Origin of the sequence: Pseudomonas sp. BNK-44-b (assembly GCF_047456245.1) — a bacterium.
GTDB lineage: Bacteria > Pseudomonadota > Gammaproteobacteria > Pseudomonadales > Pseudomonadaceae > Aquipseudomonas > Aquipseudomonas machongensis.
On sequence record NZ_CP179908.1, the window covers coordinates 568853 to 587497 of the forward strand.

Consider the following 18645-nt stretch of genomic DNA (forward strand, 5'->3'; position numbering starts at 1 on the left):
CGCGAAGATCAGCCCCCGATCACTGCCCGATCCATTCGCACCGCCAGCGCACCTGTGCCTGGCTCGACCGCGAACGACACCTCCCCATCCCGCGCCACCTGCGCCCGCCCGACCACTTGCCCATTGCGCAGCAACTCCAGCGGCATCCCCTGCAGCGACTGGCCTGAAGCCAGTTCCAGTTTGATCCTGATGTTCATCGGTGACCTCCTTGTCACGCGTTACGGTCGATATAGGTGGTGGCCTGCCCGTCGAGGCGAGCGATCAGCTCTGGTGCGCCATCGCGAAACTGGCGGAACAGGTTGCGCCCGCGGCGTTGGGCATCGAGCGGTAGCTGCACGGTCGGGTGGAAGTGCTCGCCCAGCTCGCTATAGGGATTCCAAGGGCCGATATAGGATTCGTTGATGCCATCGTCGACACTGAATGCATAGCGCACGGCGTTACCCCGACGCCAGTTCAGGCCATCCGGCTCGCGGCGTTGCCAACCGTTGGCAACGATGGCTGGCGAGGCTGTCGGGGCATCGATGAAGCCCGTCGGACGGTTGGGCTTGTAGTCCTTGAGCAGCAGGTAAGTGCTCCAGCCCCACCAATCACTGGTGTACTGCCGGTCGTTGAGGTCGGCCACATTCTTGCGTCGCTGCACCGTCGAGCCTTGCTGGCGGTAGAGCGGAGCGAAATTGCCGGGCACCAGGTCCTGTTCGGCTGCCTGCAGGTCTGGCGTCAGGCGCAGGGCGGCGTACTGCTCCGGCGACGTGGCCTGCCCCTTGTCGAAGGCTTGGAACACTTCGTCGGCCGAACGCTGTACCGCGCGGCCGACCTGGCGTCGGTTGGCCACATCGACGCTGTCGAAATAACGCTTGTCGCCATAGGCCCGCCATTGCTCGCCTTCGGCATTGCGTACGCGCAGGCCATACTTGCTGTCCTCGTCATGCATGAAGCGCGACACCAGCGAGCCGATATCGCTCGGCGTGACCGTGTCGGCCAGGGCCTTGCGCGGTACGCGCAGGTGGCCGGCGGAGAACAGGTCGGTAAGGAAGTGGTCGGCGAAGGCGTTCATGGCATAGGCCAGTTGCAGGTCGCGTTCGTCGCCGCTGTCACGGGCGCGCAGTGCCTGCTGCAGTGCTGCGCCGTGGCCGGCCTGGTAAGCCAGCAGGGCCGAACGGCCGAAATGGTCCCAGTTGCTGGCGGCCAGTTTCAGGTAGCGGCCCAGTGGCAGTAGATCCGAAGCCACGCTGCCGCCTCCGGTGATGCGATTCCAGCGCGCCGACAGGCTGTCGCCCAGTGCGTCATAGGCTTCATGGGGTTGACGGCCGTCCTTGATGGCGCGATTGGCCGCCGAGATCTCTTCCTGCATGACCGCCAGAATGTCCTGGGCTTCGGCACGGGAGGCCGGCAGGCGGGCCAAGGAGTCGAAAGCCTGGAGGAAACGTTCGATGCGCTCGGAGGGTGTTGCTCCATCGGCGATGGGGCGTTCGGGCACACCATAGAAGTCACCGCCCAGAGCCACCACTTGGCCGTAGGTCAGGCTCAGGCCATTGGGCAACGGCAGGGGTGACTGGTGCGCCACGACCGGTGGTTGGTTGGCGGCAAAGCGCAGCAGGACGTTGTCGCCGATGGCGGTGTGTTCGCCGCCTTCGAAACGCAGCTCGGGCCCGCTGGGCTTCGGTGTGTCGAGTGGCGGCAGGCGGTGATATTTGACGGTGTGATGGCCGTCCACCACCAGCACCAGATGCGTGTGCGCTCCCTCCAGGGGGACGCCCTCAGGGTCGAACAAGCGGTCGAGGTCCGCGACCAGCAGATTGGCCTGGCCGGTTGCGGGCAGTGATTGCATTTCTGACATTGTTTGCTCCATGCGATGTCTGAAAAATTCCAATTAACTGTATGTATATACAGTTGTTTTGATAATAGGATGGAAATTTCCTACGTCAAGATCTGTTTGTGGACAGATCCTTCATCCATGGCGGACGCAATCACGTGGCACTGACGTATGATTAGCCCCCTATCGGCAACCTTCTCCAGGATCGCGCGCAATGCTCGCCCTTCTTATCCAGACGTTGAACATCACGGCTCCGGTTTTCGCCATGCTGTTCATGGGCGTGCTCCTCAAGCGCATCCGCTTGATCGACGACAACTTCATCAAGGTCGCGTCCTCGCTGGTGTTCAACACCTGCATGCCGGCGCTGCTGTTCCTGGGTATCTATCACGCCGACCTGTCGACGGCGGTCAAGCCCGGGGTCATCCTCTACTTCATCCTCGCGACCCTGGTGTGCTTTGCGCTCTCCTGGGGGCTGGCGATCTGGCGCAGCCCGCCAGAGGACCGCGGCATCTACACGCAAGGTGCGTTTCGCGGCAACAACGGAGTGATCGGCCTGGCACTGGCGGCCAGCCTCTATGGCGACTACGGGATTTCCCTCGGTGCGGTACTCGCCGGGCTGGTAATCCTGCTCTACAACTCGCTGTCGACGGTGGTGTTGGCGGTGTACAGCCCGAGCTTGAAATCCGACCCGTGGAGCCTGTGCAAGAGCATCTTCAGCAACCCGCTGATCATCAGCGTGCTGGCAGCGACGCCCATGGCGTATGGGCAGGTGCCCCTGCCCAACTGGTTGCTGACCTCGGGTGACTACCTGGCGCAGATGACCCTGCCACTGGCGCTGATCTGCATCGGCGGCACCCTGTCGCTGGCAGCCCTGCGCGACAGCGGCAAGCTCGCGGTGGATGCCAGCCTGGTGAAGATGGTCTGGCTGCCGCTGGTGGCCACCCTGGGCGCCTGGCTGTGCGGGTTTCGCGGCGCGGAGCTGGGGATTCTGTTTCTCTATATTGGCAGCCCGACGGCGGCAGCCAGTTATGTCATGGCCCGCGCGGCTAATGGCAATCACGAGCTGGCTGCGTCTATCATCGTGATCACGACGCTAATGGCGGCGATCACCACCAATATCGGCATATTCATCTTGCAATGGGGCGGGTGGATCTAGATGCTGGCCGCCACAACACAACAACACTGCCTCCTGAACTAAAGGACACTTCATGCAAGACCAGAGCACGCCCGCGGGGTTGCAACGCGGGCTGAAGAATCGCCATATCCAGTTGATTGCGCTGGGCGGTGCCATCGGCACCGGCCTGTTCCTGGGGATCGCCCAAACCATCCAGTTGGCCGGCCCTTCGGTACTGCTGGGCTATGCGATCGCTGGCCTGATGGCTTTCCTGATCATGCGCCAGCTGGGTGAAATGGTGGTCGAGGAGCCGGTTGCCGGCAGCTTCAGCCACTTCGCCCATCAATACTGGAGCGAGTTCGCTGGCTTCGTCTCGGGCTGGAACTACTGGGTCGTCTACGTATTGGTTGGCATGGCCGAACTGACGGCCGTGGGTATCTACGTGCAGTACTGGTGGCCGGAGTTTCCGACCTGGGCCACGGCGGCGATCTTCTTCGTGGTGATCAACGCCATCAACCTGACCCAGGTGAAGGTCTACGGTGAGATGGAGTTCTGGTTCGCCCTGGTCAAGGTAGTGGCAATCGTCAGCATGATCGGCTTCGGCGCCTGGCTGCTGGGCAGCGGTCATGGTGGCCCGGATGCCAGCGTGGCCAACCTGTGGCAGTACGGTGGCTTCTTCCCCAATGGCATCACCGGGCTGATCATGGCGTTGGCGGTGATCATGTTCTCCTTTGGCGGCCTGGAGTTGGTGGGTATCACCGCTGCCGAGGCGGACAATCCGCGCCAGAGCATCCCCAAGGCCACCAACCAGGTGGTCTACCGCATCCTGATCTTCTATATCGGCGCGCTTGCCGTGCTGCTGGCGCTGTACCCGTGGCAGAAGGTTGTGCAGGGCGGCAGCCCGTTCGTGATGATCTTCCATGAGCTGGACAGCGACGTGGTCGCTACCGTGCTCAACGTTGTGGTGCTGACCGCCGCGCTGTCGGTCTACAACAGCTGCGTCTACGCCAACAGCCGCATGCTGTTCGGCCTGGCCAGCCAGGGCGATGCACCGCGCCAGTTGCTCAAGGTCAGCCGCAGCGGGGTGCCGTTGGTGGCACTGGGCGTTTCGGCGCTGGCGACGGGTTTGTGCGTGGTGATCAACTACCTGATGCCGGGCGAGGCGTTCGGTTTGCTGATGGCCCTGGCGGTATCGGCGCTGGTGATCAACTGGGCGAGTATCAGCATCACCCATCTCAAGTTCCGCAAGGCCAAGCTGGCCGCGGGCATCACGCCGTTCTACCGCAGTTGGGGGCATCCGCTGACCAACTACCTGTGCCTGGCGTTCATTGCGCTGATCCTGGTGGTGATGTACCTCACCCCGCCAGTGCGCATCTCGGTGATGCTGATTCCGCTGTGGATCGCAGCGCTGTGGGTGGCGTTCCGGGTGAAGAAGGCGCGTCAGGCCAAGGGATGAATCTGCGCTGATGCGTCGCTTTTTTCGCGGGTAAACCCACTCCCCCAGAGTCCGCACAGCGGCGTGCCTGTGGGAGCGGGTTTACCCACGAAGAGGCCGGTGCGACCTCAGGCCTGGTAACTGTCGATCACTTCCTGTGCCGCGCGGAACGCATCGATCGCCGCCGGCACCCCTGCGTACACTGCGCAATGCAGCAGCGCTTCGCGAATCTCCTCCACCGTGCAGCCGTTGTTCAATGCCCCGCGAACATGACCCTTGAGCTCCTGTGGGCACTTCAGTGCGGTCAGCGCCGCCAGGGTGATCAGGCTGCGAGTCTTCAATGGCAGCCCCTCGCGGGACCAGACGCTGCCCCAGGCATGCTCGTTGACGAAGTCCTGCAGGGGCTGGGTGAATTCGGTGGCATTGCCCAGGGCGCGATCCACGAAAGCGTCCCCCATCACCTGGCGCCGAACCTGCTCACCGGCGTTCTTGTTGTCGGTCATTGCGTTTTCCTCAGTGTTGGCGGCGCCAGGCGCGAAGCGTGGTGTATAGCAGTACCACCGCCAGCACCGGCATGACGTAGAACAGCATCAGGCGCTCCAGGCGCCCGGCCAGTGGCATGCCGGTGGTGAAGGCCACCACGTGCAGGCCGTAAGCCAGGTAGAGCGCGAGGAACACCAGCCCTTCGGCGCGGGTGATCCGGTAGCCGGAATAAAACACGGGCAGGCTAAGGACGGCGACCCCGAGCATCACCGGCAGGTCGAACGCCAGGGCGTTGGGTGAGATGGTCAGCGGTTCGGGCGTGGTCAAGGCGGTAAGCCCCAGCACTGCCAGGAGGTTGAACAGGTTGCTGCCGATCACCGTACCCACGGCGATCTCGCGCTCGCCCCGCAGGGCGGCGATCAGCGCGGCGGCCAGTTCCGGTAGCGAAGTGCAGACCGCGACCACGGTCAGGCCGATGATCCGCTCGGACAGGCCCAGGTCGGTGGCGACCTCGACCGCCGCCTCCAGCAGCAAGTGCCCGCCGAGGCTGAGCAGCACCAGCCCGAACAGGGTCTGCAGCACCACGGTACTCCAGAAGCGGCCCGGGCTGCGGCGAGCGGCGTCGGGCGCAGGATAGGTGCGGGAATAGTGGCGGGACTGATGCCAGAGCATACCCAGGTAGCCCAGCAGGCCCAGCAGCAACAGCGCGCCCTCGAGCCTGCCCAGTTCGCCGTTGGCCGCCAGCAGGTAGACCACTGCACTGGCCGCGATCATCAACGGGATGTCCAGGCGTACCAGTTGCCGCGAAACGCGCAGCGGGATGATCAGCGCAGCAAGCCCGAGGATCACCAGCACATTGAAGATATTGCTGCCGATCACACTGCCCACCGCCACGTCCGGCGCGCCCTGGTAGGCCGCCTGCAGGCTGACTGTCAGTTGTGGTGCGGTACTGCCGAAGGCCACCAGGCTCAGGCCGATGATCAGCGGCCGCACGTGCAGGCGCGTGGCCAGGCGCAGGGCCGCGCGTACCAGCAGTTCGGCGCCGATGACCAACAGCACCAGGCCCGTGCCCAGTTGCAGGAGGCTGAAGGTGGGGAGGGTGGCGAGGTCGAAAATGGCAGGGCTCCAGTCAGGTCAGTCGCTCAGACCTTGTACCCGGACTCGCGCCGTTCCGCTACGGAGCATGCCGATTTTTTCTGCGGCAGCGCGTGACAGGTCGATCAGTCGGCCACGGGTGTGGGGGCCGCGGTCGTTGATACGCACCACCACGCTGCGCTGGTTGGACAGGTTGGTCACCAGTACCTGGCTGCCGAACGGCAGGGTGCGATGGGCGGCGGTAAGGCCGTGCTGGTTGAAGGCTTCGCCGCTGGCAGTGCGTTTGCCGTGGTGGCGGGACCCGTAATAGGAGGCGGTGCCGGTTTCGTCGTAGCCGCGTGGGTCGACGTCATGGCTGGCACAGCCGGCCAAGGCAGAGAAGAGAGCCAGGGCGGCGAGGTTTTTTTTCAGCAAGGCAGGTGCTCTCCGGTGCTTCCATTCGCGGGCAAGTCGGAGCGCCGAACCGCCGCTCCGACTTGCCCGCGAACGAGGGCGTTCAGGTCACCCTTCGAGCTTGGCCTTGAGCAATTGGTTCACCTGCCCCGGGTTGGCCTTGCCTTTGGAAGCCTTCATCGCCTGGCCGACGAAGAAACCGAACATCTTGCCGCGCTTGGCTTCATCGGCGGCGCGGTACTGTTCGACCTGCTCGGCGTTGGCGGCCAGCACTTCATCGAGCATCTTGTCGATCGCGCCGGTGTCGGTCACCTGCTTGAGGCCCTTGCTCTCGATGATGCTGTCGGCATCGCCTTCACCGGCAGCCATGGCCTCGAACACGGTCTTGGCAATCTTGCCGCTGATGGTGTTGTCGCGAATACGCTGCAGCATGCCGCCGAGCAGCTCGGCACTGACCGGCGACTGGTCGATTTCGACACCCAGCTTGTTCAGCAGGCTGCCCAGCTCGACCATGACCCAGTTGGCCGCCAGCTTGGCGTCGCCGCCGATGCTGGCCACCTGCTCGAAGTAGTCGGCCTGTTCGCGGCTGCTAGCGAGCACGTTGGCGTCGTAGGCCGACAGGCCGTACTGGCTCTGGAAGCGCTCGACCTTCTGCGTTGGCAGCTCGGGCAGCGAGGCGCGGACGGTCTCGAGGAAGCTTGGCTCGATGACCACCGGCAGCAGGTCTGGATCGGGGAAGTAACGGTAGTCGTTGGCTTCCTCCTTGCTGCGCATGGAACGGGTCTCGTCCTTGTTCGGGTCGTACAGGCGAGTTTCCTGGACCACTTTGCCGCCGTCCTCGATCAGGTCGATCTGGCGCTGGATCTCGCTGTTGATCGCCCGTTCGATGAAACGGAACGAGTTGACGTTCTTGATCTCGCAGCGGGTACCGAACTCGACCTGGCCTTTCGGGCGAACCGAGACGTTGCAGTCGCAACGCAGCGAGCCTTCGGCCATGTTGCCGTCGCAGATGCCCAGGTAGCGCACCAGGGCGTGGATGGCCTTGACGTAGGCCACGGCCTCTTTTGCGCTGCGCATGTCCGGCTCGGAAACGATTTCCAGCAGCGGTGTGCCAGCGCGGTTCAGGTCGATCCCGGTGGCGCCGTTGAAATCTTCGTGCAGGCTCTTGCCGGCATCTTCCTCAAGGTGTGCGCGGGTGACGCCGATGCGCTTGAGGGTACCGTCTTCCAGGGCGATGTCCAGGTGGCCCTTGCCAACGATCGGCAGGTCCATCTGGCTGATCTGGTAGCCCTTGGGCAGGTCGGGGTAGAAGTAGTTCTTGCGCGCGAACACGTTGCGCGGCCCGATCTCGGCATCGATGGCCAGGCCGAACATGCAGGCCATGCGTACGGCCTCCTGGTTCAGCACCGGCAGTACGCCGGGCATGCCCAGGTCGACCAGGCTGGCCTGGGTGTTCGGCTCGGAGCCGAAGGTGGTGGCGCTGCCGGAGAAGATCTTCGACTGGGTGGCGAGCTGGGTATGAATCTCCAGCCCGATCACAACTTCCCATTGCATGTGTGAATTCCTCAGAAGCCGTTGGGGGCGCGGGTGTGCCAGTCGGTGACTTGCTGGTAGCGGTGCGCGACGTTGAGCAGGCGGCCTTCCTGGAAGTACGGGGCCAGCAGTTGCACGCCCACCGGCAGGCCATCGACGAAGCCAGCCGGCATCGACAGGCCGGGCAGGCCCGCGAGGTTGGCGGTGATGGTGTAGACGTCCTCGAGGTAGGCGGCGACCGGGTCGGCGTTCTTCGAGCCGAGTTTCCAGGCCGGGTTCGGCGTGGTCGGGCCGAGGATGACGTCGACCTGTTCGAAGGCGGCCATGAAGTCGTTCTTGATCAGGCGGCGGATCTGCTGGGCCTTGACGTAGTAGGCGTCGTAGTAGCCGGCCGACAGGGCGTAGGTGCCGACCATGATCCGGCGCTGTACTTCAACGCCGAAGCCTTCGCCACGCGAGCGCTTGTACAGGTCGGTGAGGTCTTTCGGGTCTTCGCAGCGGTAGCCGAAGCGCACGCCGTCGAAGCGCGAGAGGTTGGAGGAGGCTTCGGCCGGGGCGATCACATAGTACGCCGGGATGGCGTGCTGCATGTTCGGCAGGCTGATTTCCTTGACCACCGCGCCGAGCTTCTCCAGTTCCTTGACGCTGGCCTGGACCAGTTCGGCGATGCGCGGATCGAGGCCGGCGCCGAAGTACTCCTTCGGCAGGCCGATGCGCAGGCCCTGCAGCGAGGCATTGAGGTTGGCGCTGTAGTCGGGTACCGATTCGTCGACGCTGGTCGAATCCTTGGCGTCGAAACCGGCCATGCCTTGCAGCAGCAGGGCGCAGTCTTCGGCGGTGCGGGCCATCGGGCCGCCCTGGTCGAGGCTCGAGGCGTAGGCGATCATGCCCCAGCGCGAGACGCGGCCGTAGGTGGGCTTGAGGCCGGTGAGGTTGGTCAGTGCGGCTGGCTGGCGGATCGAGCCGCCGGTGTCGGTGCCGGTGGCGACCGGCAGCAGGCGCGCGGCCACGGCTGCGGCGGAGCCACCCGACGAGCCGCCTGGCACGTGCTCGAGGTTCCACGGGTTCTTCACCGCGCCGTAGTGGCTGGATTCGTTGGCCGAACCCATGGCGAATTCGTCCATGTTGGTCTTGCCGAGAGTGACCATGCCGGCTTCGGCGAGCTTGGCGACCACGGTGGCGTCGTAGGGGGCGGTGAAGCTGTCGAGCATCTTCGAGCCGCAGCTGGTGCGTACGCCCTGGGTGCAGAACAGGTCCTTGTGGGCAATCGGTGCGCCCAGCAGTGCGCCGGTTTCGCCATTGGCGCGACGGGCGTCGGCGGCGCGGGCCTGTTCCAGCGCCTGCGCTTCGGTGACGCTGATGAAGCTGTTGATCTGTGGGTCGAGCTGCTTGATGCGCGACAGCAACGCGCCGGTCAGCTCTTCGGAGGAAAACGACTTGTCGGCGAGTCCGCGGGCGATCTCGGCCAGAGTGAGTTGATGCATGGCAGGCTCTATCCCTTACTCGATGACTTTCGGAACCAGGTACAGACCGTTCTCGGTCGAGGGTGCCACCGCCTGGTAGCGATCGCGCTGGTTGCTTTCGGTCACCTGGTCGGGACGCAGGCGCTGGGTGGCTTCGAGCGGGTGGGCGAGGGGCTCGATGCCGGTGGTGTCGACGGCTTGCATCTGGTCGACCAGCCCGAGAATACTGTTCAAGGCATCGGTAATGCGTGGCAGTTCGCCTTCATTGAGGCCCAGACGGGCCAGATGGGCGATCTTTTCCACGTCACAGCGTTGAAGCGCCATGGGGATCTCCAGGAAAAACAGAAACAGAATGCTTCCGTAATGAGGAACATGCCGGGATTCTGGCGGTCATACGGCCGCGATCATCGGCTGGCGTGCTCGGAAAAACTGCCAATTTAACATATTGGCTCCTTGCCCAAAATCCCTGCCATTGTTAGAGTTTGCCGCACTTTTTTACCCACGCTTTCCCCAGGGTCACTTTCCCATGTTCAAGAAACTGCGTGGCATGTTTTCCAGCGATCTGTCCATCGACCTGGGTACTGCCAACACCCTTATTTACGTGCGTGAGCGCGGTATCGTCCTGAATGAGCCCTCGGTTGTTGCCATCCGTACCCACGGCAACCAGAAAAGCGTCGTGGCCGTCGGTACCGAAGCCAAGCGCATGCTCGGCCGCACTCCCGGCAACATCGCTGCCATTCGTCCGATGAAGGATGGCGTGATCGCCGACTTCAGCGTCTGCGAGAAGATGCTGCAGTACTTCATCAACAAAGTGCACGAAAACAGCTTCCTGCAGCCCAGCCCGCGCGTGCTGATCTGCGTACCGTGCAAGTCGACCCAGGTCGAGCGCCGTGCCATCCGTGAATCGGCGCTGGGCGCCGGTGCCCGTGAAGTGTTCCTGATCGAAGAGCCCATGGCCGCCGCCATCGGTGCCGGCCTGCCGGTCGAGGAAGCCCGCGGTTCGATGGTCGTCGACATCGGTGGCGGTACCACCGAAATCGCCCTGATCTCGCTCAACGGTGTGGTCTACGCCGAATCCGTACGTGTGGGCGGCGACCGCTTCGACGAAGCCATCGTCACCTACGTGCGCCGCAACTACGGCAGCCTGATCGGTGAATCCACCGCCGAGCGCATCAAGCAGGAAATCGGTACCGCCTACCCGGGTGGCGAAGTCCGCGAAGTCGACGTGCGCGGTCGCAACCTGGCCGAGGGCGTACCGCGTGCCTTCACCCTGAATTCCAACGAAGTGCTCGAGGCGCTGCAGGAATCGCTGGCGACCATCGTCCAGGCGGTCAAGAGTGCCCTGGAACAGTCGCCGCCGGAGCTGGCGTCCGACATCGCCGAGCGTGGCCTGGTGCTGACCGGCGGTGGCGCGCTGCTGCGTGACCTCGACAAGCTGCTGGCCCAGGAAACCGGCCTGCCGGTGATCGTTGCCGAAGACCCGCTGACCTGCGTCGCCCGTGGCGGTGGTCGTGCGCTGGAGATGATGGACAAGCACGCCATGGACCTGCTCTCCAGCGAGTGAGTCCTGGCGCTGTCCAGCCGTCGCTGAAGATCGCCTGGTTTACAGGTGGCACGCACAGTGCTACCTGTATGCGCTGTTGACGTCCGTCGGGCGTCGTTTCCGTCAATCCGCAGGCTGGTGGTTGCATTGACCTCGTGCAATGACCGCTTGAATCGTCGTCCACGAGGAACGGCCCATTAAACCGCTTTTCTCCAAGGGCCCTTCGCTGGGCGTTCGTCTGCTCGTGCTGGTGGTGATGTCGGTCGCGCTGATGGTGGTCGACTCGCGCTTTGACGTGCTCAAGCCGGTACGCAGCCAGATGGGGCTGGTGCTGATGGAATCCTATTGGGTCACCGACTTGCCGCAGCGTCTGTGGCAGGGCGTGGCCGGGCAGTTCGGCAGCCGCACCGAGCTGATCGCCGAAAACGAGAAGCTCAAGACCGAAGCCCTGCTGTTGCAGGGGCGCCTGCAGAAGCTGGCCGCGCTCACCGAGCAGAACGTGCGCCTGCGCGAATTGCTCAATTCTTCGGCACTGGTCAACGAAAAGGTCGAAGTCGCCGAGTTGATCGGCGTAGATCCCAATCCCTTCACTCATCGCATCCTGATCAACAAGGGCGAGCGCGACGGTGTGTTCCTCGGCCAGCCGGTGCTCGATGCCCGTGGCCTGATGGGCCAGGTGGTCGAGCTGATGCCCTACACCTCGCGTGTGCTGCTGCTGACCGACACTACCCACAGCATTCCCGTGCAGGTCAACCGCAACGGCCTGCGCGCCATTGCCAGCGGCACCGGCAACCCGGAGCGCCTGGAACTGCGTCACGTGGCCGATACCGCTGACATCAAGGAAGGCGATCTGCTGGTGAGCTCCGGCATGGGGCAGCGTTTCCCGGCCGGTTATCCGGTGGCCACGGTCAACGAGGTGATCCACGACTCCGGTCAGCCGTTCGCCATCGTTCGCGCCATTCCTACCGCCGCCCTCAATCGCAGCCGCTACATGCTGCTGGTGTTCAGCGATCGACGTACGCCTGAGCAGCGGGCCACTGATGCAGCGATCGCCCAGGAAGAGGCCGACCGTCAGGACGGTGCGGGTGCCAAGCCGACAGCTGCACCAGCACCAGCAACGGTGCCCGCGAGCGGCGCACCGGCCCACGCACCGGCACCTGCCACACCGGCTGCCACCGCGCCAGCCCACGGCTCGTCCACCTCACACCCGCCAGCCGCACCCGCGTCGCCTGCACAGCCCCGGAGAGAATGATGGCCAGTACCCGTAGCAGAAACGGCTGGGCCATCTGGCTGACCTTCGTCATCGGCCTGCTGCTCAGCGTCACGCCGATGCCGCAGTTCATGGAGGTGTTCCGCCCCATGTGGCTGGCCCTGTTGCTGGCGTTCTGGACCCTGGCCGTACCCAGCAAGGTCGGCATGACCACCGCCTTCGTGCTCGGCCTGGCCGAGGACGTGCTCTACGGCACCCTGCTGGGGCAGAACGCGTTGATCCTCACCTTGATCACCTTCCTGGTGCTGTCCCTGCAACAACGCCTGCGCATGTTCCCCATGTGGCAGCAGAGCCTGGTGATCCTGGTGGTGTTCGGCATCGCCCAGTTGATCCAGCTGTGGCTCAGCGCCCTGACCGGCAATCGCCTGCCGACGCTTGCACTGGTGTGGTCGGCGGTGATCAGCGCCTTGCTCTGGCCCTGGATCAGCTTCGCCCTGCGCGGCATGCGCCGACGCCTGCATATCCACTGACGCGTCGCCACTGACACGGAGATGTCCCCATGACTCGACTGCACCTGGCCTCCGGCTCCCCACGTCGACGTGAGCTGCTGGCGCAGATTGGCGTGCCATTCACCGTGGTCAGCGCCCCCATCGACGAAACCCCGCAGGTCGGCGAAGCCGCCCAGGCCTACGTCGAGCGCCTGGCGCAAGCCAAGGCGGTGGCCGGTTTCAACCTGCTCGATGCCCCGGGCGTGGTGCTCGGCGCCGATACCGCCGTGGTGCTCGACGGCCAGATCCTCGGCAAGCCGGAAAACCGCGAGCACGCCCTGGCGATGCTGGGCGACCTGTCCAAGCGCGAGCACCAGGTGCTCACTGCCGTGGCCGTGACCGACGGCACGCGCTCCCTGAGCCTGTGCGTGGCGACCAAGGTTCGTTTCCGTACCATCTCTTTCGATGAAGCATGTCGCTACTGGGACAGTGGTGAACCCTTGGACAAGGCCGGTGGCTATGCGATCCAGGGCCTGGGCGCGGTGTTCGTCAGCGCCATCGAAGGCAGTTATTCGGCCGTGGTCGGCCTGCCCCTGAGCGAAACCGCCGAGTTGCTGGAGCAGTTCGGCATTCCCTGCTGGCAGCATGAGGATACCGTCCAGCGCTAGCCAGCCGCCCGACAGCGATCCATCATTACCGAAGACCTTTGACGAGAGCCTGCCATGAGTGAAGAGATCCTGATCAACATCACGCCGATGGAGTCACGCGTGGCAGTGGTGGAGAACGGAGTGCTGCAGGAGGTGCATGTCGAGCGCACCCAGCGCCGTGGCATCGTCGGCAATATCTACAAGGGCAAGGTGGTGCGTGTGCTGCCCGGCATGCAGGCCGCCTTCATCGATATCGGTCTGGAGCGTGCGGCGTTCATCCACGCCTCGGAGATCTCCCAGCGTGAAGGCTCGGCGGTCGAGACCATCACCGCACTGGTCCACGAAGGCCAGGCCCTGGTGGTGCAGGTGACGAAGGACCCCATCGGCACCAAGGGCGCGCGCCTGACCACCCAGTTGTCGATCCCGTCGCGCTACCTGGTGTACATGCCTCGCAGCAGCCATGTCGGCATTTCGCTGAAAATCGAGGACGAAGCCGAGCGTGACCGTCTTAAACAGGTGGTCAGCGACTCGATGGCGCAAGAGAACATCAAGGACGCCGGTGGCTTCATCCTGCGCACCGCCGCCGAGGGCGCGCGTGCTGAAGACATTCTCCAGGACATCCGCTACCTGCGTCGCCTGTGGGAGCAGATCGGCAGCCAGATCCAGGCCTGCGGTGCGCCTACAGTGATCTACGAAGACCTCGGCCTGGCGTTGCGCACCTTGCGCGACCTGGTCAATCCGAAGATCGAGAAGATCCGCATCGACTCGCGGGAAACCTTCCAGAAAACTACGCAATTCGTCGGTGAGCTGATGCCCGAAATCGCCGACCGCCTCGAGCATTATCCCGGCGAGCGGCCGATCTTCGATCTCTATGGGGTCGAGGACGAGATCCAGCGCGCCCTGGAGCGCAAGGTGCCGCTCAAGTCCGGGGGCTACCTGGTGGTCGATCCTGCCGAGGCGATGACGACCATCGACGTCAATACCGGCGCCTTCGTCGGCCATCGCAACCTCGAAGAGACCATTTTCAAGACCAATCTCGAAGCGGCCACCGCCATTGCGCGACAGCTGCGCCTGCGCAACATCGGCGGCATCATCATCATCGACTTCATCGACATGGAGGACGAGGAGCACCGCCGCCAGGTCCTGCGCACGCTGGAAAAGCAGCTCGAGCGCGACCATGCCAAGACCAATATCATCGGCATTACCGAGTTGGGCCTGGTACAGATGACCCGCAAGCGTACCCGTGAAAGCCTAGAGCAGGTGCTGTGCGAGCCCTGCCTGGCCTGCCAGGGGCGCGGCAAGCTGAAGACGCCAGAGACTATTTGTTACGAAATCTTCCGCGAAATTCTTCGTGAGGCGCGGGCTTACCAGGCAGAAGGCTACCGCGTGCTGGCCAACCAGAAGGTAGTCGATCGGCTGCTGGACGAAGAGTCAGGCAACGTCGCCGAACTGGAGGCCTTCATCGGGCGAACCATTCGCTTCCAGGTCGAGTCCATGTATTCCCAGGAACAATATGATGTGGTGCTGCTCTGACGCGTTCTGAAACCGTTCGCCCAGTGGCGAAAACACCGCTTGCGGCCATAGTTAATGGACGACTCGGAGGGCAATGGCCATGGAACGTCTGACCCGCGTTCTAGGCGCGTTGACCCGTTGGGGGCTGGGGCTGTGCGCCTTGCTCGCGGTGCTGGTGGCACTGTATGTCAGCCTCGGTCGGCAACTGGTGCCGTTGGTGGCCGAATACCGGGCCGACCTCGAAGACAAGGCCCAGCAAGCCTTGGGCTTGCCTGTGCATGTGGGGGCGCTCGAAGGGCGATGGAGTGGCCTGGCCCCGGTGCTCAGGCTGCGCGACCTGCAATTGGGCGAAGGCTCTGCAGCCTTGCGCCTGGATGACGTCAAGCTGGTGCCCGACCTGTGGGCCAGCTTGAAGGCTCGCGAAGTGCGGTTGGCGCATGTCCAGCTCGGCGGCCTGCAACTGATCCTGCATGAAGACCAGCAAGGTGCCTGGACCCTTGAAGGCCTGCCGAAGAAAGACGATGCGCCCCTCGACCCTGCCCAATTGCTGCAACGCCTCCAGCAACTGGGCCGGGTCGATGTGTTCGACAGCCAGGTTACCTTCCAGCCGTGGCGCCGTGATTCGGTCACGCTCACCTATGTCAGCCTTGGCTTGCAAGCCGGTCCGTCGCGCCAGCGCCTGGAGATGCGCGCGACCCTGCCCGACGGTCAGCCTCTGGCGGTGAACCTGCGCAGCCGCGCCACCCCCGACGCCTGGCGCGACGGACACCTGGAGGCCTATGTCAGCCTGCCGCAGAGCGATTGGGCGCGCTGGGTGCCGCCAAGCCTGCTCGGGCAGTGGCGAGCCAAGACCCTGCGTGCGGGGGGCGAATTCTGGATCGACTGGAACAAAGGCCATTTGCAGCGCGCCGTCGCCCGACTGAACGCGCCGCAGCTGCGCGGCGCCTATGCCGGGCGCAAGACCGTGACTCTCGACAACCTGGCGTTGTCCAGTTGGGTGCGCCGCGGCAAGGAGGGCTACGAGATCGTGGTCGATTCGTTGGCTGCGAGTATCGGTGAAACCCGCTGGGAAACACATTTGCAAGCGCGCCAGCGTCCTGGGCAGGAGGCTGCCGAGGATGTGTGGCATGTCCAGGCCGATCGTCTCGACCTGACGCCGCTGACCCCGCTGATCGATGGCCTGGCACCGCTGCCGGACAACCTGATGACCGTCGTCGATGCCCTTAACGTGACCGGCACGCTGCGTAACGTCCAGCTCGACATCCGTCCCCATGCCGAAGGTGACCAGCGCCTGCAGTTCGCCGCCAATCTCGACAAGATCGGCTTCGATGCGTATCACGGAGCGCCCGCAGCGGGCAATGTCAGCGGCAGCATCAGCGGCGATCTCGGGCACGGCGAACTACGCCTGGATACCGATGCCTTCATGCTGCATCTGTACCCCATCTTCGGCAAACCCTGGCACTACCAGAAAGCCAATGCCCGCCTGACCTGGGCGCTCGACAAGGACGGCTTCACCCTCATCGCGCCCTACATCAAGGTGCTGGGCGATGAGGGCAAGATCGCCGCCGATTTTCTCATTCGTTTCAGGTTCCACGAAGAGCAGGCCGATTATATGGACCTGCGTGTCGGCCTCACCGAGGGCGATGGCCGCTACACGGCCAAGTACCTGCCGGAAGTGCTCAGCCCGGCGCTGGATGAGTGGCTTCGCAGTGCCATCGTCAAGGGTGCGGTCGACGAGGGCTATTTCCAGTACCAGGGATCGCTGAACCACAACGCCCCGGCGCATTCGCGCAGTATCAGCCTGTTCTTCAAGGTGCATGACGCAGCGCTCGATTTCCAGCCGGGCTGGCCGCAGGTGCAGCAGGTGGACGGCAATGTGTACATCGAGGATACCGGTGTGCGCATCCAGGCCAGCAAGGGTCTGCTGCTCGACACCCGGGTCAGTGATGTCAGCGTCAACATTCCCCATGTCGAGGGCGACCAGCATAGCCGCCTGTACCTGGACGGCGAGTTCGACGGCAGCCTGGGCGACGGCCTGAAGATTCTGAAAGAGGCGCCGATCGGCACTGGCGAGATCTTCGCCGGCTGGGAAGGCGAGGGCCCGCTGCAGGGCAAGGTCAAGCTGGACATCCCGCTGGAGCACGGTCTGCGTCCCAAGGTGCTGGTGGACTTCTCGACTTCGGATGCCCGTCTCAAGGTGGAGCCGCCGGCACTCGATCTGAGCCGCTTGAAGGGTGACTTCACCTTCGACCTTGAAAAGGGCTTGAGCGGCAAGGGCATCAGCCTCCAGGCCTTCGACAGGCCGGTGACTGCGCAGATTCTCGCCGAAGGGCAGGGTGGCCAGATTCAGACCCGGATCAACGCCACCGGCCAGGTGCCGCTCAAGTCGTTGACCGACTGGCTGCAGTTCAAGCAGGCACTCCCGGCCTCGGGCGATATTCCCTACCAACTTCAGGTCAGCCTGGGGAGCCGCGACAATCGCCTGAGCGTCAACTCGTCGCTCAAGGGGCTGACCATCGACCTGCCAGCGCCCTTCGGCAAGACGGCGGGCGAGTCACGCGACAGTAGCTTCAGCATGAACCTGCAAGGTGCCGAGCGGCGCTTTGACGCAAGCTACGCCGATGTGGCGCGGTTGGCCTACGCAGCTTCGCTCGACAAGCTGGCCCAGGGACGCGGCGAGCTGGTGCTCGGCGGTGGCGATGCGACCGTGCCGGGCGGCCAGGGCCTGCGGGTGCGCGGGCGCCTCGAATCGCTGGACCTCGAGCCCTGGCAGCAGCAGTTGGACAAGTACGCAGGTCAAGACCCAGGTGGCAGTGCACGACAGGGCCTGCAGAGCGTGGATGTGAGCATTGGCCAGTTGAAGGCATTCGGCACCGACCTCAACCAGGCAGTGGTGCGTCTGGCTCGTGTTGCCAGCGCCTGGGACCTGCGCCTGGACAGCAAGGAAGTGATCGGCAATGCGCGGATCCCGGATGCCAAGGCCGCGCCCATGGTGGTGAAACTGCAGACCTTGCGCCTGCCGCCGGCCGATCCGCAGGAAGCCCAGGCCGAAGATGCGCCTGATCCGCTGGCCGCCTTCGACCCGCGCAAGGCGCCGGTCCTGGACCTGAGCATCGACAAGTTGTATCGCGGTGACGACCTGTTCGGCAGCGCCTCGGTCAAGCTGCGGCCGAATGCCCGTGGTGTGTCGCTGGACGACATCGACCTCAATCTCAAGGGCCTTCACATCGACGGCAGCGGCGGCTGGGAAGGTGTTCCCGGCAGCACCAACAGTTGGTACAAGGGGCGCCTGGACGGCAAGGACCTGGGTGACGTGCTCAAGGCCTGGGGCTTCGCGCCCACGGTCACCAGCCGCGATTTCCGCATGGATGTCGATGGTCGTTGGCCGGGTTCGCCGGCCTGGGTCAACCTCAAGCGATTCTCCGGCAGCCTCGATGCCTCGCTGCGCACCGGCCAGTTCGTCGAGGTCGAGGGGAGCGCCCAGGCGTTGCGGGTGTTCGGCCTGCTCAACTTCAACTCCATTGGTCGTCGTCTGCGCCTGGACTTCTCCGACCTGTTCGGCGAGGGGCTGGCCTATGATCGGGTCAAGGGCCTGCTGGTGGCCAGCGAGGGCGTTTATGTCACCCGTGAACCGATCGCTGTCACCGGCCCCTCCAGCAATTTCGAGCTCGATGGCACCCTCGACTTTGTGCGCGACCGTATCGATGCCAACCTGCAGGTGACCCTGCCGGTCACCAACAACCTGCCGTTGGCGGCGCTGATCGTCGGGGCACCTGCGGTCGGCGGCGCATTGTTCCTGGTCGATCGGCTGATCGGCGATCGGGTCGCGCGCTTCGCCAGCGTGCACTATCGGGTCGAAGGTCCGGTCAAAGAGCCTAAAATCACCTTTGTGAAACCTTTCGATAAATCGCGCTAG

16 protein-coding genes are annotated in these 18645 nt (G+C 64.1%); 8 read left to right on the forward strand and 8 right to left on the reverse strand.

Going from position 1 to position 18645, the window contains the following annotated elements:
* Positions 1-8 precede the first annotated feature (8 nt).
* On the reverse strand, positions 9-197 hold the full coding sequence (locus tag ACMGGG_RS02810) for a hypothetical protein (protein WP_414154835.1): 189 nt from the start codon (positions 195-197) through the stop codon (positions 9-11).
* Positions 198-211: 14 nt separating this feature from the next.
* Complete coding sequence (locus tag ACMGGG_RS02815) at positions 212-1837, reverse strand: phospholipase (RefSeq protein ID WP_414154836.1); 1626 nt, start codon at positions 1835-1837, stop codon at positions 212-214.
* Positions 1838-2027: 190 nt separating this feature from the next.
* Between ACMGGG_RS02815 and ACMGGG_RS02820 the strand changes: the two genes are divergently transcribed.
* Complete coding sequence (locus ACMGGG_RS02820; protein ID WP_054894405.1) at positions 2028-2969, forward strand: AEC family transporter; 942 nt, start codon at positions 2028-2030, stop codon at positions 2967-2969.
* 52 nt (positions 2970-3021) lie between these two features.
* Positions 3022-4383 carry an amino acid permease gene (locus tag ACMGGG_RS02825; RefSeq protein WP_063543144.1) on the forward strand — a complete coding sequence of 454 codons (1362 nt, stop codon included), beginning with the start codon at positions 3022-3024 and terminating at the stop codon, positions 4381-4383.
* 107 nt (positions 4384-4490) lie between these two features.
* Here the strand turns inward: ACMGGG_RS02825 and ACMGGG_RS02830 are convergent, their stop codons facing one another.
* The 6 genes from ACMGGG_RS02830 to gatC form a co-directional block, all read right to left on the reverse strand.
* On the reverse strand, positions 4491-4865 hold the full coding sequence (locus ACMGGG_RS02830) for a carboxymuconolactone decarboxylase family protein (RefSeq protein WP_054894403.1): 375 nt from the start codon (positions 4863-4865) through the stop codon (positions 4491-4493).
* Positions 4866-4875: 10 nt separating this feature from the next.
* A complete protein-coding gene (locus tag ACMGGG_RS02835) occupies positions 4876-5919 on the reverse strand; it encodes a calcium/sodium antiporter (RefSeq protein WP_054894402.1) in 1044 nt (347 codons plus the stop codon).
* Between the two features lie 60 nt (positions 5920-5979).
* On the reverse strand, positions 5980-6354 hold the full coding sequence (locus ACMGGG_RS02840; RefSeq protein ID WP_204360752.1) for a septal ring lytic transglycosylase RlpA family protein: 375 nt from the start codon (positions 6352-6354) through the stop codon (positions 5980-5982).
* An 87-nt stretch (positions 6355-6441) separates the two neighbouring features.
* Positions 6442-7887: an Asp-tRNA(Asn)/Glu-tRNA(Gln) amidotransferase subunit GatB gene (gene gatB, locus ACMGGG_RS02845; protein ID WP_054894400.1), complete on the reverse strand. Its 1446-nt coding sequence runs from the start codon at positions 7885-7887 to the stop codon at positions 6442-6444.
* A gap of 11 nt (positions 7888-7898) precedes the next feature.
* On the reverse strand, positions 7899-9350 hold the full coding sequence (gene gatA, locus ACMGGG_RS02850; protein ID WP_414154837.1) for an Asp-tRNA(Asn)/Glu-tRNA(Gln) amidotransferase subunit GatA: 1452 nt from the start codon (positions 9348-9350) through the stop codon (positions 7899-7901).
* Between the two features lie 15 nt (positions 9351-9365).
* Positions 9366-9653 carry an Asp-tRNA(Asn)/Glu-tRNA(Gln) amidotransferase subunit GatC gene (gatC, locus tag ACMGGG_RS02855; RefSeq protein WP_054894398.1) on the reverse strand — a complete coding sequence of 96 codons (288 nt, stop codon included), beginning with the start codon at positions 9651-9653 and terminating at the stop codon, positions 9366-9368.
* Positions 9654-9855: 202 nt separating this feature from the next.
* Between gatC and mreB the strand changes: the two genes are divergently transcribed.
* The 6 genes from mreB to ACMGGG_RS02885 all read left to right on the forward strand — a co-directional run bounded on the left by mreB (position 9856) and on the right by ACMGGG_RS02885 (position 18645).
* The gene (gene mreB / locus ACMGGG_RS02860) at positions 9856-10893 is read left to right on the forward strand and encodes a rod shape-determining protein MreB (protein WP_003255163.1); all 1038 of its coding nucleotides are present in this window, start codon (positions 9856-9858) and stop codon (positions 10891-10893) included.
* A gap of 223 nt (positions 10894-11116) precedes the next feature.
* A complete protein-coding gene (gene mreC / locus ACMGGG_RS02865; protein WP_414154838.1) occupies positions 11117-12124 on the forward strand; it encodes a rod shape-determining protein MreC in 1008 nt (335 codons plus the stop codon).
* Complete coding sequence (gene mreD / locus ACMGGG_RS02870; protein WP_054894397.1) at positions 12124-12612, forward strand: rod shape-determining protein MreD; 489 nt, start codon at positions 12124-12126, stop codon at positions 12610-12612. Before mreC ends, mreD begins: the two co-directional genes overlap by 1 nt.
* A 29-nt stretch (positions 12613-12641) precedes the next feature.
* Positions 12642-13238 carry a Maf family protein gene (locus ACMGGG_RS02875; protein WP_054894396.1) on the forward strand — a complete coding sequence of 199 codons (597 nt, stop codon included), beginning with the start codon at positions 12642-12644 and terminating at the stop codon, positions 13236-13238.
* A 54-nt stretch (positions 13239-13292) separates the two neighbouring features.
* Positions 13293-14750, forward strand: a complete 1458-nt coding sequence (gene rng, locus ACMGGG_RS02880) for a ribonuclease G (RefSeq protein WP_054894395.1) — start codon at positions 13293-13295, stop codon at positions 14748-14750.
* Between the two features lie 73 nt (positions 14751-14823).
* Positions 14824-18645 (forward strand): YhdP family protein, encoded by a 3822-nt coding sequence (locus ACMGGG_RS02885; protein WP_414154839.1) that lies wholly within the window; start codon positions 14824-14826, stop codon positions 18643-18645.

What these genes read in the sequence shown, in the direction of transcription:
- ACMGGG_RS02830 (WP_054894403.1), bottom strand. Translation starts at nt 4,865, where the DNA reads ATGACCGACAACAAGAACGCCGGTGAGCAGGTTCGGCGCCAGGTGATG.
- gatA (WP_414154837.1), bottom strand. Translation starts at nt 9,350, where the DNA reads ATGCATCAACTCACTCTGGCCGAGATCGCCCGCGGACTCGCCGACAAG.
- ACMGGG_RS02875 (WP_054894396.1), top strand. Translation starts at nt 12,642, where the DNA reads ATGACTCGACTGCACCTGGCCTCCGGCTCCCCACGTCGACGTGAGCTG.
- mreD (WP_054894397.1), top strand. Translation starts at nt 12,124, where the DNA reads ATGGCCAGTACCCGTAGCAGAAACGGCTGGGCCATCTGGCTGACCTTC.
- ACMGGG_RS02885 (WP_414154839.1), top strand. Translation starts at nt 14,824, where the DNA reads ATGGCCATGGAACGTCTGACCCGCGTTCTAGGCGCGTTGACCCGTTGG.
- rng (WP_054894395.1), top strand. Translation starts at nt 13,293, where the DNA reads ATGAGTGAAGAGATCCTGATCAACATCACGCCGATGGAGTCACGCGTG.
- ACMGGG_RS02810 (WP_414154835.1), bottom strand. Translation starts at nt 197, where the DNA reads ATGAACATCAGGATCAAACTGGAACTGGCTTCAGGCCAGTCGCTGCAG.
- gatC (WP_054894398.1), bottom strand. Translation starts at nt 9,653, where the DNA reads ATGGCGCTTCAACGCTGTGACGTGGAAAAGATCGCCCATCTGGCCCGT.
- ACMGGG_RS02820 (WP_054894405.1), top strand. Translation starts at nt 2,028, where the DNA reads ATGCTCGCCCTTCTTATCCAGACGTTGAACATCACGGCTCCGGTTTTC.
- ACMGGG_RS02815 (WP_414154836.1), bottom strand. Translation starts at nt 1,837, where the DNA reads ATGTCAGAAATGCAATCACTGCCCGCAACCGGCCAGGCCAATCTGCTG.
- mreB (WP_003255163.1), top strand. Translation starts at nt 9,856, where the DNA reads ATGTTCAAGAAACTGCGTGGCATGTTTTCCAGCGATCTGTCCATCGAC.
- gatB (WP_054894400.1), bottom strand. Translation starts at nt 7,887, where the DNA reads ATGCAATGGGAAGTTGTGATCGGGCTGGAGATTCATACCCAGCTCGCC.
- ACMGGG_RS02825 (WP_063543144.1), top strand. Translation starts at nt 3,022, where the DNA reads ATGCAAGACCAGAGCACGCCCGCGGGGTTGCAACGCGGGCTGAAGAAT.